General features: G+C 51.2%; 17 protein-coding genes and 1 pseudogene. 7 read left to right on the top strand and 11 right to left on the bottom strand.

Annotation, left to right across the window (positions count from 1 at the left end; all coding sequences use genetic code 11):
* Window positions 1–186 precede the first annotated feature (186 nt).
* Complete coding sequence (locus tag DXH47_RS08120) at window positions 187–570, bottom strand: MarR family winged helix-turn-helix transcriptional regulator (protein WP_129032852.1); 384 nt, start codon at window positions 568–570, stop codon at window positions 187–189.
* A 256-nt stretch (window positions 571–826) separates the two neighbouring features.
* On the opposite strand from DXH47_RS08120, the gene DXH47_RS08125 reads away from it, so the two are divergent.
* Complete coding sequence (locus DXH47_RS08125; protein ID WP_129032853.1) at window positions 827–1,645, top strand: Cof-type HAD-IIB family hydrolase; 819 nt, start codon at window positions 827–829, stop codon at window positions 1,643–1,645.
* A 32-nt stretch (window positions 1,646–1,677) separates the two neighbouring features.
* Here the strand turns inward: DXH47_RS08125 and DXH47_RS08130 are convergent, their stop codons facing one another.
* A complete protein-coding gene (locus DXH47_RS08130) occupies window positions 1,678–2,496 on the bottom strand; it encodes an alpha/beta hydrolase (RefSeq protein WP_225423536.1) in 819 nt (272 codons plus the stop codon).
* Window positions 2,497–2,784: 288 nt separating this feature from the next.
* Here DXH47_RS08130 and DXH47_RS08135 point away from each other — a divergent pair, with 288 nt between their 5' ends.
* From DXH47_RS08135 to DXH47_RS08145, 3 genes are all read left to right on the top strand, one after another.
* Window positions 2,785–3,816, top strand: a complete 1,032-nt coding sequence (locus tag DXH47_RS08135; RefSeq protein WP_129032854.1) for an aldose epimerase family protein — start codon at window positions 2,785–2,787, stop codon at window positions 3,814–3,816.
* A 133-nt stretch (window positions 3,817–3,949) separates the two neighbouring features.
* Complete coding sequence (gene rpsN, locus DXH47_RS08140) at window positions 3,950–4,219, top strand: 30S ribosomal protein S14 (RefSeq protein ID WP_129032855.1); 270 nt, start codon at window positions 3,950–3,952, stop codon at window positions 4,217–4,219.
* Window positions 4,220–4,423: 204 nt separating this feature from the next.
* Window positions 4,424–4,939 carry a hypothetical protein gene (locus tag DXH47_RS08145; protein WP_129032856.1) on the top strand — a complete coding sequence of 172 codons (516 nt, stop codon included), beginning with the start codon at window positions 4,424–4,426 and terminating at the stop codon, window positions 4,937–4,939.
* Between the two features lie 95 nt (window positions 4,940–5,034).
* Here the strand turns inward: DXH47_RS08145 and DXH47_RS08150 are convergent, their stop codons facing one another.
* The 6 genes from DXH47_RS08150 to DXH47_RS08175 form a co-directional block, all read right to left on the bottom strand.
* Window positions 5,035–7,311 (bottom strand): glycoside hydrolase family 65 protein, encoded by a 2,277-nt coding sequence (locus DXH47_RS08150; RefSeq protein ID WP_129032857.1) that lies wholly within the window; start codon window positions 7,309–7,311, stop codon window positions 5,035–5,037.
* Window positions 7,312–7,414: 103 nt separating this feature from the next.
* Window positions 7,415–8,782, bottom strand: a complete 1,368-nt coding sequence (locus tag DXH47_RS08155; protein ID WP_129032858.1) for an SLC45 family MFS transporter — start codon at window positions 8,780–8,782, stop codon at window positions 7,415–7,417.
* A 300-nt stretch (window positions 8,783–9,082) separates the two neighbouring features.
* Window positions 9,083–10,048, bottom strand: a complete 966-nt coding sequence (locus DXH47_RS08160) for a LacI family DNA-binding transcriptional regulator (protein ID WP_129032859.1) — start codon at window positions 10,046–10,048, stop codon at window positions 9,083–9,085.
* 814 nt (window positions 10,049–10,862) lie between these two features.
* Window positions 10,863–12,017: an RNA-guided endonuclease TnpB family protein gene (locus DXH47_RS08165; protein WP_129032860.1), complete on the bottom strand. Its 1,155-nt coding sequence runs from the start codon at window positions 12,015–12,017 to the stop codon at window positions 10,863–10,865.
* Between the two features lie 654 nt (window positions 12,018–12,671).
* Window positions 12,672–14,018, bottom strand: a complete 1,347-nt coding sequence (locus DXH47_RS08170) for a sensor histidine kinase (protein WP_129032861.1) — start codon at window positions 14,016–14,018, stop codon at window positions 12,672–12,674.
* A complete protein-coding gene (locus DXH47_RS08175; RefSeq protein ID WP_129032862.1) occupies window positions 14,008–14,700 on the bottom strand; it encodes a response regulator transcription factor in 693 nt (230 codons plus the stop codon). Before DXH47_RS08175 ends, DXH47_RS08170 begins: the two co-directional genes overlap by 11 nt.
* 378 nt (window positions 14,701–15,078) lie before the next feature.
* Here DXH47_RS08175 and DXH47_RS08180 point away from each other — a divergent pair, with 378 nt between their 5' ends.
* Window positions 15,079–17,799: a YfhO family protein gene (locus DXH47_RS08180; protein ID WP_129032863.1), complete on the top strand. Its 2,721-nt coding sequence runs from the start codon at window positions 15,079–15,081 to the stop codon at window positions 17,797–17,799.
* Window positions 17,800–17,857: 58 nt separating this feature from the next.
* Here DXH47_RS08180 and DXH47_RS08185 read toward each other — a convergent pair whose 3' ends face one another.
* Both DXH47_RS08185 and DXH47_RS08190 read right to left on the bottom strand, forming a co-directional pair.
* A complete protein-coding gene (locus DXH47_RS08185) occupies window positions 17,858–18,037 on the bottom strand; it encodes a hypothetical protein (protein ID WP_129032864.1) in 180 nt (59 codons plus the stop codon).
* A gap of 180 nt (window positions 18,038–18,217) precedes the next feature.
* Window positions 18,218–19,406, bottom strand: a pseudogene (locus tag DXH47_RS08190) (cation:proton antiporter).
* 246 nt (window positions 19,407–19,652) lie between these two features.
* On the opposite strand from DXH47_RS08190, the gene DXH47_RS08195 reads away from it, so the two are divergent.
* A complete protein-coding gene (locus DXH47_RS08195) occupies window positions 19,653–19,853 on the top strand; it encodes a YjzD family protein (protein ID WP_129032865.1) in 201 nt (66 codons plus the stop codon).
* Between the two features lie 115 nt (window positions 19,854–19,968).
* Window positions 19,969–20,880 carry an AEC family transporter gene (locus DXH47_RS08200; protein WP_129032866.1) on the top strand — a complete coding sequence of 304 codons (912 nt, stop codon included), beginning with the start codon at window positions 19,969–19,971 and terminating at the stop codon, window positions 20,878–20,880.
* 57 nt (window positions 20,881–20,937) lie between these two features.
* Here the strand turns inward: DXH47_RS08200 and DXH47_RS08205 are convergent, their stop codons facing one another.
* Window positions 20,938–21,633: a GTP pyrophosphokinase gene (locus DXH47_RS08205; RefSeq protein WP_129032867.1), complete on the bottom strand. Its 696-nt coding sequence runs from the start codon at window positions 21,631–21,633 to the stop codon at window positions 20,938–20,940.
* Window positions 21,634–21,982 lie beyond the last annotated feature (349 nt).

Genomic DNA, 21,982 nt, shown 5'->3' on the forward strand with positions numbered 1-21,982 from the left:
ATTTTTTGCCCCTCATGATATCAAAAACCCCTCCATTCATAAAAATCTTTCCACGCTTTCATTATAGCGAAGACACGAAACCGTTGGGTCCTCGTAACCCAATTGTCACATGATTGAAAGATTTTAGCGATGAAGAGGTTCTCAGCTAACTCTGGTCTATTATTAAGTGAACTATTTAGTTTAAAATTACATCATTTGGGCGATATCGCCATGCAGTTGGTTCAATTGGTCGACGACTTGGCCACGAACTTGCGTGTAAACCTTGACTCCGTCTGGCGTCAGCTTCAGGTTGTGTTGGCGCCGGTCGACCTTAGAGGCGATACTTTCGATCAGCCCTGCCCGCAATAACCGGGAAATCTGCCCGGAAATCATGGATTTGGAAACGCCAATCTGGTTGGCAAATTTAGTGGATGTAAAGTCGTCCCGTTGATCAGTGATGGCGTGTAACAAGTTAAATTGTTCCAAAGAAATCGTAATGTCCTCGGTTTTGATAGTCGTTACCGGCCGCATGATCTTCTGTAATTGGGAAAACCACTCTAAAGATTGACTCAGCTCGTTCGTTTGCGTCATAGATTACTACTCTTCCTTTCAATTATGCGATTGTGGTTCTTGGAGATGTTACTATTATGACCCACTAACCTTTTATTATAACCGTTATTTTCAGCATTTATGTTACTGTTTGATTAACAGTTTATAGCATTGCGAATGAAAACACTAGCCATCTGTCTCAATTTAACCTGGATTTAACGTATTTTGCATCGTTGCAATCTTTTTGTAAACTTTGTATGATGACCCTAAGTATTTACCCTGAATCGAGGAGGACCCTATGCCAACTATCAAACTGATTGCAACTGATGTCGACGGCACCTTTTTGACCACCAAGCGAACTTACGATCACGCACGTTTTGCGCGGCAACTGCAACGCCTGCAAGCCGCTAACATTCGTTTTGTGGTGGCTAGTGGCAACCACTTAGGCCACTTACAACACGTGTTTGCTCCCACGCCGGCCGTGCAGACTTTCATCGCCGAAAACGGCGCCCTAATCGTCGACCACGACCAAACGTTGTTCGCCGATCCGATTCCGTTGCCCATCGTGCGCGACGTGGTGCGAGCCATCTTAACAGACCCCACCCTTCGCCCGCAAATCTTCCGGCTGTCCGGGGCACACGGGACCTACATTGCCAAAAACGACCACACTGACGCCCAAGCGTCACAGGACTATTACGTCAACAATCCCGTCTTGGTCGATGACCTTCTGACCGTTGATGATACGATTTATAAGCTCAACGGTGAATGGCCCGACCAGGACAGTAAGGCCCAAGCAGCGACCCTCAACGCTCGCTTTCCCCACCAGATTCACGCCGTGGCCAGTGGCTTTGGCAGCATCGATATCATCGCCCCGCACATCAACAAGGCCGTGGGACTCACCAAGTTGGCACAGGCCTGGGGCATCGCGCCCAGTGAAATCGCTGCTTTTGGGGACAACGATAACGACCTCGAAATGGTCCGTCACGTAGGCTTAGGCGTCGCCATGCGCAACGGTACGGCGACCATCAAAGAAGCCGCCAACCTCATCACCCCGACGGATAACGACCATGACGGCGTGCTCAATGTGATTGACGCTATTCTAAATCAACAAGTTTAACCAAACCTAAACGGCGGCTAGGACTAAAAGTCCTAGTCGTTTTGTTTGGGTGCCCATAATAAACGGGCAATCAGTTGTCGGGCAATCCGAGCGGAGTGCAGGCGGCTGTGGCCCAACCCAGCCAGGGGGTACTCGGCGTAGCGCAACGGGCTCCCCGCCACGACTGGACGTAAGGCCCGCGCCTGGCGCACCGGAACTTCCCCGTCAGTTTTCCGCCCGGCTAGGAAGCCGTAGACGTTATGGATCTCGGCGCCGGCATTGGCCCAGAGGTTTCCCCGCCACCGCCAGAGTCGCCGGTAAGCCGGGTCCGGGACGTGCAGGTCCCCACTCTCATCGACCGGCGTCCCTAATAGGACCAGCCGGTTCAACCGGAGCAACTGCGGGTCCGCCCCGTCGCGTAATAGGCTTTGGACCATCGCACTGCCGCCCCACGAGTGGGCCACCGCGTTATAGGTCGTGATGCCGTAATGCTGGCGCAGCGCCCGCAAGATCTGTGTGATCCAGCGAATCTGGTGCTGATAACCTTGCGTAAGATTGCGGTCGAACAAGACCTGAATCGTCGGGTTCTCCGCGGCTCCCGTCCAGGTGCCGGTAAAGTGCAAGCGACCGCGATAATCCACGCGCACCGTCAGAACCTTGCTGGCATACCCGTGCCGGGCGAACCACCGGAGCATCCCGTTATAGGTCCACGCGTTGCCGCCCCATCCCGGAATAAACAGGGTCGGAACGGCCGACGCCACCTGAAGACCGCGTGATGACCGGTGTAACGGCCGAATCGCGCGGCGACTGAACCAATGATAACTGAACCAGCCGCCCAAAAGTACGGGTAGCCAACGTCTTATCCTTATCATCCGGCACCCTCCTAAACTCATCCATTATGCCAGTTTTTTAAATTGTACACAAGCTAAGCTTTTCGGCTTGGTGGCCATTTTCCCGCTTAAACGTCATTTATAAAATTCATCTGGATAAATTTATTTTCGGTCAAATGGCTAAAATCACTGAAATAAGGGCCCCTTCAAGACCGGTTCACCCCCGGCAGCCGCCCGAAAAGCGTTTGACAATTATACGGACAAAAAATAGAATAGATATAATTATGAAACCGCTTTAACAATTTAAACTTACAGAATCGAGGAACGTTTATGCAAACAACTACCAGTCAATGGGATACGTATCAGGGCCAAGCCGTCACGCAATACGAAATTGAAAACGCTAACGGCGTTAAGTTAGCCGTCCTCAGTTGGGGCGCGACCCTGCACAAGTTATTGGTCCCCAGTGCCAAGGGGGAGCATAATTTGGTGTTATCCTACCATAAAATGGCCCACTACCTAGATAATCCCTTTTACGTTTGCATGGGGATTGGCCGAACCGGTGGCCGAATCACCCGCGGGACGGCCAAGATTGGCGATCAGACCTACCATCTCGACCCTAACGAAGGCCAAAACACCCTCCATGGAGGCCCCCACGGCTTCAACACAGTCAATTGGGACGGCACCATCGATGACAGTGACCCGGACCTGGCCAAGATCAGCCTGACCCACACTTTCAAGAGCACCGACGATTCCTACCCCGGTGATTTGACTGCTAAGATTGTTTGGACACTGGACCAGCACGACCAGATTACGTTGACCTTTAGTGGGACCGCCACGGCAACGACCCTGTTCAACCCAACGGCCCACTTGTACTTCAATCTCAGTGACGACCCGTTGGTCACCGGTCAGACGCTGCAAGTCAACAGTCACGAACACCTAGAGCTCAACAGCGAGAAGTTGCCGACCGGGAAGTTCTTGCCTGTGGCCGATACGCCGTACGATTTCAGCGATGGCCAAAACTTAGGCCAGGCGATCCGCGGTCTCCAGGACATCCCCGAAAAGGGCTTTGACGATGTTTACCACGTGGTTCCGAGTTCCAACGATACCATCGCCAAGTTGACGGACCCGACCAGCAAGCGCACCGTCACCATCAAGTCGCCGCGCAACGGGCTCGTGGTCTTCACTGCTAACTCGTTTGATGCCAACTTGAAACTGGCCACTGGTTCCGGCCAGCCTTACATGGGGGTCGCCCTAGAACCCCAGACGTTACCGGATACCATGAACCACCCCGACTTTGGCGACGTGACGCTGCCTGCCGGTCAGACCCAAAGCTATCAAATCACTTATGATTTAACTTACTAAACCACGCGAAAACGCCCTCCCCAATCCTCAGTTGCGGGGGCGTTTTTGGCTGGGGACCCGGGTTGACACTAAATACCCCCTATGGTACATTGTAAAACGTAACGATTACTATTTTGAGGAAAGGAGCCTTACTATGGCAAAGAAGTCTAAGATTGCAAAGGAAAAGAAGATTGAAGCGACCGTCGAAAAGTACGCGACTAAGCGCGCCGAACTCAAGGCAGCGGGCGATTACGCCGGCTTAGCCAAGCTTCCCCGCAACGCCTCGCCGGTCCGCATTCATCATCGTGACCACCTCGACGGGCGGCCACACGCCTACATGCGTAAGTTCGGGTTATCCCGGTTGAACTTCCGCGAATTGGCCCACAAGGGTCAGATCCCAGGCGTCAGAAAGGCGAGCTGGTAGACCAGCCGTTCCCGTGACCGACGGGGGGATTGCCCCGTCGGTGTTGTGACCTTACCCAACGGTGTTGCTGAGGTCACACTTAACCCCAAATAACCTTTAAGGCAGAGACCGCGGTCCCTGCCTTTTTTCTGGGCATTTGACAGCCCCCTATCCCTTTTATAGACTAAGATTAAATCTGATTTTTTAAAGGAGTTCTCTAAACTCATGCAAGTTGAATCCATTGGTTGGGCCTTCGACGTCTTACAGGCCGACGCCTTAGACGACAGCTACCCGCGCATCGAGGCCCTCTTCGTGGGGCGAACGCCGGCGGTGGCCTACGACGCCCAGAACCAACCCAAGTTTAACCGGACCATCGAACGCCGGCTCAAGGCCTTAGAACGCGATTTACGACACAAGCATCAAGCCGATTTATCCACCCTGGGCAGTGCCGACTTGGCCCAAAATGCGCTGATCATCCAGCGCTTAGTCACCGATTACAGCAACCAGCTCAGAGCCCAGATCCTGGTCCCGGCTCAGCTCGACCTCGAAAGTTTGACGCTGGCCGGCGAGTGGCCGCTGTTCTGGAACGAACGGGCTCCGTTGGTGCGGCAAAAGGCCCAGAGCCAAACACCGATGCCGCTGAACCCGACGCCCCAAACTAGCCAACCGACTACGCCCCAACCGGCTGACCATCACCATCCGGATACCCCCAATGGGGGTGCCACCTATACGCCGGTCTAATGACTGGACACTAAAATGGACTGCTTGCGGCATCAATTGTCGTAAGCAGTCCATTTTTAGTAACTCATTTTTTAGCGCACTCCTCCAAGGTCGCCTTACCCTTCGGCCACCACGTCCGTGGTGAGGGTCACGTTCTTCCCCGCGACATCAATAGTCAAGGGGTCCCCACTCAAGAGCTTGAAGTGGTTGCCAGATTTGTCGACCGTGACTTCGACCAAGCGACCGCGGAAGACCTGCCGGAACGAGAAACTCTGCCAAGTTTTTGGCAAGAACGGCGCGTAGTGCAGTTGACCGTTACGGACCCGCATGCCCGCAAAGCCTTGAACCACCGCAATCCAGCCCCCGGTCATGGCCGTGATGTGCAGGCCATCCGTGGTGTCATTGTTGTAGTTGTCCAGATCCAACCGCGCCGTGCGTTCGTAAAGTTCCACGGCCTTGTCTTCGTAGTGTAAGTCGGACGCCAAGACGGAGTGGATAGCCGGCGATAGACTCGATTCATGGACCGTCAAAGGTTCGTAGAAGTCGAAGTTGGCCTTCTTCTGTTCTGGGGTGTAGTCGTCGATGAAGTCCCAGATACCTTGCAGAACGTCGCCTTGCTTGATGTACGGCGACCGCAGGATCTTATCCCAAGACCAGTGCTGGTTGATAGGCCGTTGGTCTTCGGGAATCGAACTGGCTGGTTCGATGTCCTTGTCCAAGAAGCCATCGTGTTGGACGAAGATGTTCAAATCCTTGTCATATGGCAGATACATTCGGTTGACGATGTCTTGCCACTGGGCCTTTTCGTCTGCTGAAACGGCCAGGTCTTTGGCCACATCGGCGTCGACTTGGTCCAAGATTTCCAGCGTGTACTTCAACGTCCACTGGGCCAACATGTTGGTGTACCAGTTGTTGTCGACGTTGTTTTCGTACTCGTCGGGTCCCGTGACCCCGTGGATCATGTACTGGTTATGGCGCTTGCTGAAGTGGACCCGGTCCTCCCAGAAGCGTGACATCTCGGTCAAGACCTTGGCACCTTGGTGTAAGACGTAGGAGGTGTCGCCAGTGTAACGGGTGTAGTTGTAAATCGCAAAGGCAATGTCGCCGTTACGGTGGATTTCTTCAAACGTGATTTCCCATTCGTTGTGGCATTCGATACCATCGAAGGTGACCATCGGGAACAAGGCCCCCTTCAGTCCCTGTTCCTTGGCGTTGACGTAGGCCCCTGGCAGTTGATTGTACCGGTACATCAACAGGTTGCGAGTGACTTTCGGGTCGGTGATGCCCAGGTAGACGGGGAAGGCAAAGGCTTCGGTGTCCCAATAAGTCGCACCGCCGTATTTCTCACCGGTAAAACCCTTGGGCCCGATGTTCAGCCGCGAATCTTCGCCGTAGTAGGTCGAGAACAATTGGAAAAGGTTGAAGCGAATCCCCTGTTGTGATTCATCGTCACCGGTGATTTCCACGTCGGACTTTTCCCAACGTTGCGCCCAGATCTTGGTGTGGGCACTCAATAAATCGGCATAACTGATTTTAGCGACCTGGTCACTCAATTGATCCATCGCCTGGGTCAACTCAGCTTGACTGCCGTAATCCCGCGACGTAACCACGATGACTCGCTTTTCAAGACTGGTGCTGGTCTCAGGCGCCAAAGTGCCTTGATAGGCCATGGCGACTTCTTTGTCGTTCGGTTGGTCCACGGCCACGTTGGCCAAATCGGTCACGACCCGCATCTCCATGCCGGAAGTGAACTGAGGCGTGCCAAACGGGTTCGGCGTGGTCTTAGCCACGACGCTGCCCCGGTCGGCCTGCTGGTCAGTGGCCAGCACGTCCCAGAAGCGTTCGTCGTAGTTGGCCTCTTCGTTCTTGACGTCGGCATCGATGGCCGGTAAGAGCTTAACCGTGATGTCCTGAGCACCTAGGTTTTTAATCGTAACCTTTTGGACGGACAGCTCCTTTTGGGCGACACTCAAGAAGCGCTCGAAGGTCAAAGCGACCTTGGTGGCCCCACGGTCAAGGGTGAACGACCGGGTCAAGACGGCCCGGTGCATGTCCAGGTCTAAGTTGAAATCACTGATCTTGTCTTGCGCCAAATCGACCCGTTGCCCATCGATTTCAATGGGTAACTTGATGAAGTTGACCGCGTTGACGACCTTGCCGAAGTACTTGGGGTAGCCGTTCTTCCACCAGCCAACCCGCGTCTTGTCCGGATACCAGACACCGCCCAAATAGATACCTTGGAGTGAATCGCCGCTGTACTCTTCTTCGAAGTCGCCACGCATGCCCATGTAGCCGTTCCCCAGACTAGTCATCGACTCTTGCAGTCGTTTGTCTTGAGGGTCGAAGGTGTGCGTGCTGACGTTCCAGGGTTGCACCTCAAAAATCCGTTTCATGGTAAAAAACTCCCTTTCGTAAAATCATGTTAGCGTCAAAAGTCAAATTGAACACAGAATCCACAACGTTGAAGGACCTCGCGTTGTGGATTGTGGTCGGCGTTTAGGCCTTGTAAGTTTCTTTAATGGAGAAGACGGAGAGTGCCCCGATCACCATCACGATGCCCCCGAGCAGGAACATGTTAGATTGTGAGCTCCCTAACAGTGGGAACAGTGCGAAGCTGGCAACAGACGCGATGATTTGTGGCAAGCAAATCGAGCCGTTGAACAAGCCTAAGTAAGTCCCCATGTGGGCCCCAGACAAGGCGTTGGTAACCATAGTCAGTGGGTAAGTGTTCATCGCGGCCCAAGCAATCCCGACCAGAACGAACGACCCAATCAGGGTGTACTGGTTGTGAATGAAGAACACGGAGATGAATCCGATGGCCCCTAAGCACAGACTACCCGCGTAGCCTAACTTGTGGACCCGGTTCGGTAACTTGGCCAAAACGTAAGACCAAACCACAGCGGCGATGGACTGAACGGCGGCCAAGACCCCGTACCAGTTCCCAGCGGCTTGATAGCCCGCGGACGTTGCGTTAGTGGTGTGCCAAACGTTGTCGGCAATGGCCCCAGCGGAGTAAGTCCAGAGATACTGGAAAGCAAACCAGCAGAAGAACTGAACTAAGGTGACGGTCCAGAAGACCTTTGGCGCGGACTTCAGTAACGTCCACCAGTTCCCACCAGTGGAATTGGCTTCCTTAGTGATGCCGTGGTACATGGCGTAAGTATCTGGATCGTATTCATGGACCCGGAAAATGGTAAACAAGCTGGTAACCACCAGCAAGATGGCCCCGATGTAAAAGGCAGCCTTGACCGTATCAGGAACGACCCCTTTAGCGGCCACGTTCTTCAACCCAAAGTAGGCAAGCAGAAATGGGAGAACGGCGGCCAAAACGGCCCCGGTGTTGGACAGAAAACTTTGAATCCCGTAAGCATAACTCTTCTGATCATCGTTGACCATGTCCCCAACCATCATCTTGAATGGTTGCATCGCCACGTTAGAGGACAAGTCCAGAAACGCCACGGTGATGGCCCCGAATAATAGCGCCGCAAACGACGCGTAGCCGAAGCCCAAGCTCCCGGAGTTCGGGAGCAGACACATGACGATGACCGCGACGATCGCCCCTAATAACAGGTACGGTAACCGCCGTCCCCCGAGCTTAGGCGCCCAGGTCCGGTCGGAATAGTACCCCACGATCGGTTGAACAATGATGCCGGCTAGTGGTGGTAAAATGAAAAACCACCCCAAGTTGTTCGGGTCGGCCCCAATGGTCTGGAAGATCCGACTCATCTGTGAACTTTGCAGGGTAAACGCTGTTTGGACCCCGAGAAAGCCAAAGTTGATCATCCAAATCGTGCTGGCCGACAACTTCGGTAGTCCCGTCTTGGGATTATCGACTGTCGTGGTATCTTTTGTGACATCTGCCATGATGTAAAACCTCCTTAAACCAACTCATGAAAAAATAATAGCTAAGACGTTGCGTTAAATACTGCGCAACCGATTACATAAGTCATTATGACACCGCTTTCATTATAACGCAACCGTTTGCACAAAACTTTTTCCTCGTTTCGGTGGCCCGGTCCAATTCTCGATTGGGCCGCCTGACAATTAAAAACACCACTCTGCCGGGCGATAACCCGTGACAAAATGGTGTCAAAACCGAATTTAACGGTCAAAACTAATTTATTTTTTTCGCGAAGACCGTGCAACAATGGCCCACACCAATCGTTAACCGATGGCGTACGGAATCCGAATCTGCCCCGGTGTTGGGGTGGCTAAGGGCTCGCGGTCGCTAAATAGCAACACGGTCGCCGCATTCCCCATCTTTTCGGGAAACAGGTCCACCGAATGCAGGTCCGCATCGGTCAACCCCGCTGGTAAGGAGCGGTTGAAGCTCACAATGGGAAAGTGGTTCACAGCAACCGTCTCACGCAGTAAGCGGTAAAACTCGATACCGTTAAAGTCATCCGTTGCCATGATACCGTCGATTTCGGGATGGCGCTTGATAAACGCTCGCACCCGGTTCAACTCCCCTAGCTTACAGGTTAGCGGGTTGACGTTGAAGCGTGCGGCAACGCGGGCGTACCCTTCGCGGCGCTGGTGTTCGTAGGCCCAATCGTGGTCGGACTCGACGAAGACTGGGTGCTTCACGTGGAGCTGATCCAACAAAAAGGTCGCCCCGCCGATACCAGCCTGGAGGTTGTCGTTATCCACGAACAGGTCGTTGTGTTGTTGGTCCGGTTGACCAATCGTGACGAACCGGAGATGTTGCTGGCGTAAGTAATCAGCGATGGGATCGTCTTCATGGGCGTAAAACAAGATGAAGCGCTTAATCTTACCTTGAGCGACCATCGATTGCACGTTCTTGAGTAGCTCGTCGGCGGTCGCACTGATGGCGACTGACAAGACGTAGTGGCGCTGGACCAATTGAGCGTTGATTCCCCGTAAGAGGTCGATATAAAACGGATTTTCGGGAACGGTGTGGGCCGTCGTCGGGAACACGACCCCGACGGCATTGGCCTCCCCCGCCGTTAAATTTTTGGCGTTATAGTTGGGCAAATAGCCCTCCGCGGCGGCTAATTTCTGGATACGTTCGCGCGTCGCTTGACTGATACGTGGATTATTATTAAGCGCGCGTGAAGCGGTGGAAACGGAGACCCCAGCTTTAGCGGCGATATCACGGATAGTTAACATAAGAAAGCTCCTTAGACCTGTACCAATTTCGATTTAACTTGATCAACAAAGCTTACCATATTAAAAAAATTCTGCAAACCGTTGCACAAGGGCTAAGGCGCAGAATTATGTAGATTTAAAGGCGCATTTTAGGCAGTACAGCGGATTATCCCACATACGTGGGGAATACATTAAACAAATCACGCCAGACCGGCATTCTAAAAATCGGAAATCATTGTTTTTGATTAACTTGTCATTTTCAAATCCTGTTCCAAATGTAAAAAACAGTATACTCCTACTTCAATTCTTCAATCGGAACCCTCATCCATCAAAAAAAGGTCAACCCTGGCGTCCTAGTTTGTCACCAGCATGCCATATTGATCAACCTGACAGTTACTTAGTCTTAATTGTACTATTCTTTTTACATGTTTCACTTATGGCTTCATCAACCTTTAGCCACGGTCAGGTATCCTGAACTTAGGTTCCTTATAGGTGTCATTTGATGACTTCATCAACCCGGCAACGTGATCGGTTTTTGCGTGAAGGTGTTCCTTATAAGTGTCATTTGATGACTTCATCAACCACGGATGCAGAATTCGACCGCGCCTAACGGGTTCCTTATAGGTGTCATTTGATGACTTCATCAACCTGACAGGCCGTTTTCATCTGCGTATTGCAGGTTCCTTATAGGTGTCATTTGATGACTTCATCAACCTATTAAACATCTACACTTCCTGCCAGCAACAACGCTTGTAAACCGCTCACCAGCAGTATATAGAGGCGTCAGTTTCATAAACAGGCTATCCCCGCCAGGACAGACGGTTAAAATGTATAATTAGATTTTTTCTAATCCCTTTTTTAGAATATTTTTAGCTGCATTTATATCTCGATCATGAATTGTGCCACATTTAGGACACTGCCATTCACGAACGGCTAAGTTCTTCGTCTCTTTATTTTGATAGCCACACACACAACAGATTTGAGAAGAGGGATAGAAACGATCAATTTCAATTACTTTCCGTCCATAGAATTCTGATTTATAAACAAGCTCTCGCTTAAACTCATTAAATCCCTCTTCTTCGATACTTTTTGCGAGTTTATGGTTAGAAACCATTCCCTTTACATTCAGGTTTTCAATAGCAATAACATAATTATTTTTTATTAAGTCGGTCGAAGTTTGCTGTACAAAAGCGCGTCGTTGCCTTGCAATTCTTGCGTGTAATTTTCGTAATTTCATATTGGCCTTACGATAATTATTACTTCCTCTCTGCATACGATCACGCTTCCGCTGTAGCTTAATTAGTTTCTGCTCCTGATTTTTTAAAAAATGCTTATTTTTTATTTTTATTCCGTTACTCAACGTAGCAAAATACTTAATTCCAACGTCTACCCCGACACGGTTAGCCGACCTCTCCTTTAAATTAAGAAAATAACCATCCGGCAGTTCTACTGATATAGATATATAATATCTATCAATGCGATCAGCACTAATAATTCCAGATTTTATCTTCCCACTTTTTGGAATTGGCCTATGATTAATAACTTTTACCCACCCAATTTTTGGTAATTTCACTAACCCTTTTTTCTCATTTAAAGCCAAATTTCCTTCTTCTATTGGCGAGTTCTTGTAACTAGAAGCTCTATAAGTCGTATACGTTAGGGCACTATGCGCTAAGCTTTTAAATTTAGGGTAACCTATCTTTCGATGTTTTTTCAATCCCCTAAAGAAATTTTTGAAAGCCTGATCTAAATGCCTTTTACTATAAGCAAGAGCATTTGCATCGCACCCTTTTAAAAAAGCATACTTAGGATCATCCTTAATTTGTTTTACTGTCAACGTCGATGATTTTTTGTACTCTTTATAAATCCTATTATTGTCCTCGAGTAAGAGATTATATACTAACCTAGCACCATTAATATTTTGCCAAATTAGTTTTTCTTGCTCCTTATTTGGTTTTAATCTGAATTTAAACGCTACTATAAAGGCCACGTTATGCCTCCTTTAAGTAATCATCAAGCATATTACCATGTGCTTTATCACAGTTAACTTCAATTTTTATTCTCAATAATTACAACATCTTTCGTTTCCCTCTTTAATTTAAGGTATAGTTCCTTTTGATTCATTTATCAAAAAAAACGTCTTTAATTCCACTACTTTATGGTTGAAGCCACTATTCACAACTTCTAGTACCGCCACACCAGATCACTTTTAACAAAGCAATTACAAGTGTTTGTTAAGTTGATTTTATGTACCAGTCCCTTGTGCATCAAACTTACATACACGGGAAGAATACCCCACACCTGTGGGGACTACCTTGATGAGCATTTCAGTTGCCCGGTCCATCAAGAATCACCCTCACATACGTGGGGACTACTTGCTGGAACTATTGAGGCTGCGCAGCCTGCGAGAATCACCCTCACATACGTGGGGACTACACTAAACAAATCCCGTCAGACCGGCATTCTAAAAATCGGAAATCGCCGTTTTTGATTAACTCGTTATTTTTAAACGGTGATTTCAAATGTTAAAAACAGTATACTCCTAACAACTTCTATTCTTCAATCAGAACCCTTACCCCATCAAAAAAGGCCAACCCCGGCATCCTAGTCTGTTCCTAGAATCCCGTACTGATCAGCCTGAGTCTTATTTAGTTTTAGTGGTCTTCGACTTTCCGTGATGACCACCACTAGGCGGTGTTAACGGAAGCGTGGTAATAAATCGAGTTCCTTTAGGGTGGTTATCCCGCACCGCAATCGAGCCGTGGTGCAAATCGACGATCCAGTGGGCAATCGACAACCCTAAGCCGTTGCCCCCAGTTTGGCGGGCCCGGGAGGTGTCAATTCGGTAAAAGCGGTCAAAGATACGCTGACGGTCCTTACCCTGAATACCGATACCTTGGTCAGCCACCACCAGTTGCCACCGCCGCGGCGTGATTTTATGTGCCGAAATCGTGATGGTACTGCCCTTAGGCGAGTACTTCAAGGCGTTATCAATCATAATATTCATCAATTGATGAATCAGGGCCTGGTCCAAAACTGCCTTGAACGGCATCACGGTCGCCAAGCGCAAGGTCTTCCCCTGGCTAGCCGCAATTTCCGTGTAGGGTTCCACCGTTGCGGCCAAGAACGCGGCGACCTTGGTGGGTTCAAAGTTCGTTTGGATACTATTGGAGTCCGAGCGGGCCAACGCCAGCAAGTCGTGGGTCAATTTTTGCAGGCGCTGACTTTCACTGTTGGCAATCGCGATGTTAGCTGCCTGGTCGATAATTTTATCGTTGGGCCGCGTCAACAGAAACTCCAACTTGTTTTGAATAATAGTCAACGGCGTTCGCAACTCGTGGGCGGCGTTGCCCACGAACTCAGTCTGCCGGCCCCAGGACCGCAGAATCGGTCGCATGGTCAGTCGTGACATCCAGACACTCATCGCGATTGACAGGACCCAGAAGACCCCCATGGTGATTAACATGACCTGGGTGAAGTTGCTCATCGCGGCCTTTTGGGGGTCGATATTTTCCATGATCAAGAGATACTTGCCGGCCACGGTCTTATCGGCGACCTTCTTCGGCGCCTTGACCAGTAGCGTACGGAAGTTATATTTCCCCGCTACCTGAATGGTCCGCAACTCGTTGACTTGTGAAGGATGGAGGGTAATATTTTTTAACGTGTCATAGCGCGAGCCCAGTTGCCCCTTGTTCGCCACTTTCCCGTTTTGATTATAGACCAGCGTGGTGGTCATAAAGGGGTGCTGCTGGGCGTTATGCTTGTACTGCGTTTTTTGGTTTACTTGATTTTTTTTGACCGGCATTTGGCGGGGTGGTCCCTGGAGTTGAGCCGTTTTTTCAACTTGTAGTGCCTGGCCGGTACTGGTCAGCATGGCGCGGCTGAACAGGATGAACACTATCACACCCAATAAGATGAAAATGATCGAAAACCCAATCAGACTGCTCCAAAACAGCTGCCACTGTTGGGAACGATTGACTTTATTGCTCATCGGGGGCCTCCACGATATACCCGGCGTTGCGAATCGTGCGAACGGACAAATCACTGCCCGCGCGTTTCAATTCCTTGCGCAGGTTACTCATGTAGACTTCCACCACGGACAGGCTGGTCTCAGAATCAAAGCCCCACAGCCGGTTGAAAATCTGTTCTTTGGTGATGATGGTCCCCGGATTGGCCGCAAGATACGCCAATAAGTCGAACTCGCGCCCCTTTAAAGTCAGGGGGTCACCATTATAGGTTGCGAGGTGCTTACTAGTGTTGATAGCCAGTTGCCCCAATTGGATCACGTCACTGTTATTCAAGTGACCCGTGCGTTTCAACAAGGCTTTCATCCGGGCAAGCAATTCTTCTCTGTGGAAGGGCTTGGTCACGTAATCGTCGGCCCCGTCATTGAAGCCGCGCAGCTTATCGGCAATCGTGTCCTTAGCTGTCAAAATCAACACCGGGGTGGCAATCCCCTGGTTGCGAATATGCAACAACAGGTCCAACCCACTTTCGCCGGGAAGCATTAGGTCCAAAATGATGGCGTCAAAGACGTCCTGATTGGCTAAAAATTCCCCCTGTTCCCCATCGTAAGCCGTCGTCGGTTCACAAATCGGTTTGATCAATTCCACGATGTCCGCGGCTAATTCACGTTCATCTTCCACAACTAATACTTTGGCAGTTGCACTCAACGGGCATTCCTCCTTATGATTACTGGCCCCGTGTTCTCATCGTTTCGAGGCCTTTTTGATTGATGGTTGGGACTGTTTTGTCCAGCCAACTTCCCCTGACCGGCTCTAATCCGTTAGTTTACCGGTTAAAGGATAACGGCACCTTAAGCCACTTTTTACTGCCCCGTGGTTTGCGGCTAATGCCGATTGATACGACTTGTTTAAAATTTGACCGAATCAGCCAGGGGCGCTTTGTCCCGGCTAGCCAGCGTGTTATGCTAAATAGTATCGAAGACTAGCTACCGCCCGTTGCCCCCGACTGCTTGCCTACTTCGCAGTACCGTCAAGAGCTTGCCGCAACGGGCCCGCTTTTTGAAAAATTATACGGAGGAGTTTGTCATGAAACAACATCGGGATACCCTCGCGGCTCTGAGAGTCAGTCGCTGGGTATATGGGGGCGCTTTTTTAGTCCCGTTCATTATTTTAGTGGTCACTTTCTGGGCCCTAAAAATCACCCCATTTGGGAACCAGAACTTTCTATTCAGCGATATGGGCGCACAGTACATCCCCATTTTGGAATACCTGCGCACCACCATCCTGCACGGTCAGTTCCACCTCTTTTCCCTTTCATTGGGCACCGGTAGTGGGCTACTACCACTGTTAGCCTACTACGTGATCAGCCCGTTCAATTTATTGATTTTCCTGTTTCCGGCGACCAATATGACCACGGCTTTAACTTGGATCATCATCTTAAAGATTAGCACGATTGGCCTGACGATGGCGATTTTTTTGCGCCACGCTTTTTTAAAAACTGGCTGGTCATTACTGCTGTTCTCCACCGCCTTTAGTCTCTGTGGCTTCGTTACCATGTACTTTTACGACATGATGTGGCTGGACGCCTTGATCCTCTTGCCGCTGGTCGCGTTAGGGCTCCACCGGTTGGTTAAGCACCACCACTTTGGGCTCTACACCATTAGTTTAGCCCTAACCATCTTTTCTAACTACTATATGGGCTACATGACTTGCCTGTTCTCGGTATTGTACTTTAGTTACCTGCTGGAGGAACATCAGGCTTCGGTCACCTCACTGACGACGGTCTGGCGCTTGCACCGGCCGGTCATTCGGCAGTTTTTGATTGGCTCCCTCTTAGCCGGGGGCATGACCATGATTGTCTTGATTCCCACGGGGTTAGGGATGCTGTTGACCGGTAAAAGCAACTTCTTTATCAAGAACTACTTGCCAACGCCCCAGTTCGGTCCCGAGATCTTAGCCCAGTTCGGCCCGGCCGGCAGTAACTACGCCAGTCACCTTTACCACACGCCGTCACTGTTCATGGGCACCTTGATGTTCCTGTTGCTCATCGTTTACTTCGTGTCGCCCCGGATTCTAGCCGTGGAAAAGAAGCGGACCATGTGGTTGCTGATTCTCATGGGACTGGGACTCTTTATCACTCTATTCAATACCATCTGGCACATGTTCCAGCAACCGGCCGGCTTTCCCTTTAGAAACGTCTACTTCTTCACGTTCTTCGCCATCGTGACGGCCTACCGCGCCTGGCAGACTCACCCGGCGCAGACCATGAACGACCCACAAAAGGTCCTGGCGTTGGTCTGGGGTGCGGGACTGCTGACCATCGGCTTCATCGCCGCGCGCACCTTACCGCAACTCTACTACCAGTTCGACCCATCGTTGAACAACCACCTCTACTTACAGAGTCAACCGGCTTTCAAGTTGTTATGGTTAGCGTTGGGCCTCCTGTTGCTCAATACCATGCTTCTGTTCATCAGTGAGTGGCGCCCGGTCCGCATCGGCCTCATGGGCGTCATCATCGCTTGTGAGCTCGGTGGGAGCTTCTTGGTCGGAACCCACGGCATCGATTTCGGGTCCCAGACCCAATTTGCCAAGGACTACCGCGCGAACCGTGCTCTGCTCAAACAGGTCGGTGCTAAAACCAACAGCTTACACCGCATCGACTATTTGCACTCGACCATTGGTAAGGCTTATCTGGGTGCCTACAACCACTACAACGACCCCCTGCTCCTGAACTATGCTGGCATTAGCGCGTATTCCTCCACGCTCAACGAGCAGTCACGGGTCTTCCAACACGACCTGGGTTACTTCAGCCCCAACGTCCGGCGTATCAGTGCCCAAGGCTACACCCACGTTACCGATACTTTGCTGGGGGTCAAGTACCGTTTGAACGCCTTTAAGACACCGCCAATCAACACCTTATCGACTTACGCCGGGATTGGCTTTGCCGTGCCCGCACAGGTCGCAGACCTCCAACTCGATGACCAAAACGCGTTAAACAACCAGCAACACGTCCTGGCCGCCATGGGGGCCCAGCCCAACACGCTGTCCCCCGCGGGCGTCATCAGTATGACGCAACACCGCGCCACGGCCAAGGACCTGGCACCGATTCCGGATAAAACCATGACCCACTCCCACCATGCAGGCCCAATGTACTATCAGACCGTCACGCTGCGCGTCACCGCAACGGGCCTCCTGCACGGATACTCGCCAGAAAACGGTGTCATCTACTCCAGTCTGCGAGTCAACGGACGAAAGGTCAAGCCGATGATCAACGCCGATGGTTTCCGTTACGTCTTCAGTCTGGGCCAACACCGCAAGGGCAGTACCGTCAAGGTCAGTTACGTGACCCGCAAGCCGGACGCCGGTTACCATAACCAGTTTGTCTCCTTGAACCAGAAGGCCTACCACCGTTTCACCAAACACCTGGCCAAACACCGCTTGAAGTTATCTGCTAAGAGTGGCGTGTCCTGGATCTCAGGGACCGTGACCGGTACAGCACAGCGTAACCTGCTGTACGTCGCCATTCCGAAGACGCCGGGATGGTCCGCAACGGTCAACGGTAAACCCGTGGCCATCAAATCGGCGATGCACGCCCAATCGGTCATCCCCGTGGTCAAAAACTATCCGGGCATGATCGGAGTGCCCATCAAGCCCGGCACCAACCACGTCACTTTGGTCTACAAGACCCCAGGACTCAAGTTAGGCGCCGTCATCAGTCTCGTGTCCCTATTGCTCTTTGGTGCGCTGTGGTTTTTAGCGGAGGGGCAACGTCCATTAAAAGCCCACCACGCAGCAAAGCGTCATTAATTGAATCTAGGCCTAAGCAAAAAGACAGCTAACGTCAAAATACGTTAGCTGTCTTTTTTCAATCTGACCCTATCGGCAATAACACCCCAATAACCAGCCAGACAATCCCAATCATGACCCCAAGTGGGTCGCTGGTGAAAATTCCTGCGATTCGCAATCCCCAATCGCCTAGCAGGAAAATCACGCCCACCCAAAAGGGCCAGTTTCGGTAAAACTTCGGGTTAAAACTCAGTCGCATCGCAATTCCCCCTGCTCCTCTGAGCCAAAACGCCCCACCGTTTTGTTCATGACCTAATTTCCCCTGAATCTGTTAACAGACTTATTTTACCACGTTAATCAATTTTACCAACACTTAAACTCGACGTTCATCCGCAAAAAAGGCGCACCGCTAGGCCCGCCTTGATTTGCTATAATTTATTTAATCGTGACTCATGGGCCGGACCTTCGAGCGATCCTTTTGGTTGCGGGTCACGTGATTCATGGTCCAGCGTAACAGGAATGGTGCGACCAACGTGGCCAGGATAATCGCCGCCACGACCGCCGAGTACTGCACCGGCGACATCAACTTAGCCGAGTAGACGATTTGGGCGATAATCATCACCCCGGGAGACCATCCCGGCCCCCACGGCGGCGGAACTGCCCCACGAGAAGCCGGCGAGTTTAGCCCCGCCGCCGGCCCCGACCAGCTTACTAGCAATGGCCACGACCGTTAAGAGCACGATGAAGCCCAGTTGCTTACTCAAGCCGTCGAAGTCCATGTTGAGCCCGATACTGACGAAGAAGACCGGGATAAAGACCGCGTAACCCACGGGCTCGATATGCCGGTCGACCGTCAACTTCGCCGGCGTCTGGGAAACGGCGATTCCGGCAAAGAAAGCCCCCACCACGTCGCTCAAGCCAACCAATTCGGCCACGTAAGCCATCCCGAAGCACAGGATCATGGCCATCAACGCCTGCCCCATCGGGATCAACAAGCGGTCCCCAATTTTAGCCATGTACGGCGCAATCCAACGGACCACGAAGTAGATGGCCGCAAAGTAGATAACTTGTAAGATGGTCGTCACGAGCCGATTGCCCGACACCCCGCTAGAGACCGAGGTCCCCGTCGTCGAGATAACGACACTCAAGATGATCACCGCTAACACGTCGTCGACCACCGCGGCACCTAAAACGGTCGTCCCTTCACGACTGCTTAAAGCGTTCATTTCCTTTAAGACTTCCACGGAGATGGAGACCGACGTGGCCGCGAAGATGATACTTAAGAACAAACTTTCATTGAACGGCAAGTGGTACAGTTCGCCGATGGCAAAGGTCCCCAAGACCGGTACGATGACCCCTAAGACGGCGACCAGGATGCTGGGCTTTAAATAGCGTTTCAATAATTGCAGGTCACTTTCCAGCCCGGCGATAAACATCAAGACGATGACCCCGATCTCGGCAAAGCTGTCCAAATTATGCGTCAGGTGCAACCACCCCAGCATGGCTGGCCCCAAGACAATCCCCACAATCAGTTGGCCAATCACCGCGGGAATCCCGATGCGGGTACTATAGTGCCCCACAATCGTGGTGGCTAATAAGATTAGTGTTAAGTTCCCTAATAATTCCATAAATCCTCCTTCAAGCGCAAAAAAAGCGCCTACTTCCCCGTACCATCCACCCAACCCAAGGCAGACCGAATTCTTGAAAAGCAGTCGCTTCAACCAATTTCTTAATTTTTCCTTAGTATATCGACTTTTCACAAACAGCGCAACCTTTGCGACTTTTCTAACTGGTCGCTCGCGAAATCTTAACTACCCGTGGCCGGCCAATCGTGTTAAACTAATAACGATTAATGAGATTGTGAGGTGACGCGGATGAAGTGGGTCGAAGCAAACATCGTCGTAATTTTCTGGTCAGTTATCTTTGGGGAAATCATCGGATACGTTGGAAAGTCCCTGGAACAGATGCCTTACCAACCCCTCCAATTGGGGATTACGATGGCTGTCGTGGCCGTCATTGCGGTTAATGGAATCGCGTTATTAGGTCGTAGCGACAAGAAGTCTGCAAAGAACTAACTCGTTCGCCGCTGCTCAACGGCAACGTTGAACAACTCCGGATTTTAAAAACGGGCCTGGATTCGTTCCAGGTCCTTTTTAGTGCGCGGACCACCTCGTGAAAGGAAGTCCTCACTTGCAAATCGGTCAACTGACCACCCAAATCATTTTGATGTTCGGTCTAATGTTGATTGGGGTCCTGATCAATAAGTGTCATCTGATGCACGCCCAAACGGCTAACGACCTGACTAACATCTTGCTCTACGTGGTGTCGCCCTGTCTGATCATCGGGGCCTTCGAGCAACCCTTCTCGGGGTCGCGGATGCACCAATTCCTCCTGGCCGCGTTAGGGACCTTCGTCTGGTACCTCATCGTGACTTTGCTTGCGCGCCTGATTTTCGGGCACTTGCATGACCCGAACCTGCGGCGCATCACCCAGTACGGCAGTATCTATTCTAACGCTGGTTTCATGGGTATCCCGCTAATCAGCGCGTTGTTCGGGAGCACTGGCGTCTTCTACGCGGTCGTGGCCTTAGCCGGCTTCAACCTGTTCAGTTGGACCTTAGGCGTGCGGCTCTTTCACACCCCCGCGACCCATCAGGCCCGTCAAGTCCTGCTCAACCCCAACATTATCGCTATCGTTGTGGGCCTTTTGCTCTTCTTGAGCGGCTGGCACTTACCGGGGACGCTCAACCACATCGTCACGGCGGTCGGTTCCGTCAACACGCCATTATCGATGATTGTCATCGGCAACAGCCTGGCCCAAATCACCTTCAGTAAACAAATGTTGAACCCTTGGCTGGGGTTGACGCTTCTTTTCCGGAACCTAGTCTTTCCCCTCTTGGGGGCAGGGCTATTGACCCTGTTAGGCGTGAGCGGCATCGCCTACACCACCACGCTGATCATGATTGCCTGTCCCGTCGCTGGCGTCGTGGTCCTGTTCACCTTACAGATTCACGCGGATGCGGCGCCAGCCATTGCGGTGATGAGTCTATCGACGTTGCTCAGTTTACTAACCATTCCGTTGGTGGTCGCGTTAGCCACTTAGAAAACTTTAGACGTTAAAATGGTGCTCCCCGTAATCTGGGGGGCACCATTTTAATGTCTAATCCGGCGCATTCGGATCGACCGGTCGTCCGGCCGCCCGAATTTGATTTTTCAGGGCGTTCATGTCGTGGTCCAACTCGTGGACCAACTGCGCTTTCTCCAAGAGCTGGCGTTTTAACGCTGCCTGGTTACGTAACTGCTTCTTATAGTTCAATTCATGTTCCAGCGAGGCCCAGAAGTTCATCGCAATCGTGCGGATTTGGACTTCCACCTTCACCTGAACCGTCCCCGCCGCTAAAAAGACCGGCACCGCCAAAATTAGGTGTAAACTTCGATACCCATTGGGCTTGGGGTGGGTAATGTAGTCCTTGCGCCGGATGATTTTTAGGTCCGGTTGTTGGGCCAACCGCTGTTCCATCGCCTGAATATCATCTTCGAAGCGGACGATGACCCGAATCCCCGCGATATCGTGCATGTCGTGCGGTAACGTCGCTAAGTTGAAGTCAAAGTGCTTGCGTTGGGCCTTTTCCAAGATACTTTCTGGCGACTTGATCCGCGATTGCAGACTATCCACCAGGCTATGCCCATTTTGAATCTGGTACTCCTGATCCAGGTAACGAATCTTAGTCCGCATGACCTGAATCGCACTGCGGTAATTCAACATTAATTGCCGAAATTGATCGATGGCCTGCAGTGACGTGGGGTCGTTCACGAACGTCGCTGGCAGGTTCCGGTCAGGGGTTTCCTTAGTCATGAAAAAATCTCCCGTGCTCGTTGCGGCTCCGCTTCACGCGGTCGCACAACGAAAAAGTTCAATCGTGACGTCACGTTGCTAGACGTCGTTTCCTCCTCTATCATACGGGGAAACCGCCGCAATTGTAACTAATTTGACAGCTGAGGCTAGTAAAGATGATGAGATTACTAGGAAAGTCACTAAATCGCCCGGCGATTCGCTAACCTGCTATCCTAAAACCGTCAGCTAAAACTGACCACATTGGGTCTCCGCACGATGATTTACATTAGTTAATAACGGCACTTAAAACTGGTACCAACGACCAGTCCCCTTTTACTAGTGAGTTCCATGGATACACTTCCCGAGCCAA

This window comes from Levilactobacillus suantsaii, from assembly GCF_004115745.1.
GTDB lineage: Bacteria > Bacillota > Bacilli > Lactobacillales > Lactobacillaceae > Levilactobacillus > Levilactobacillus suantsaii.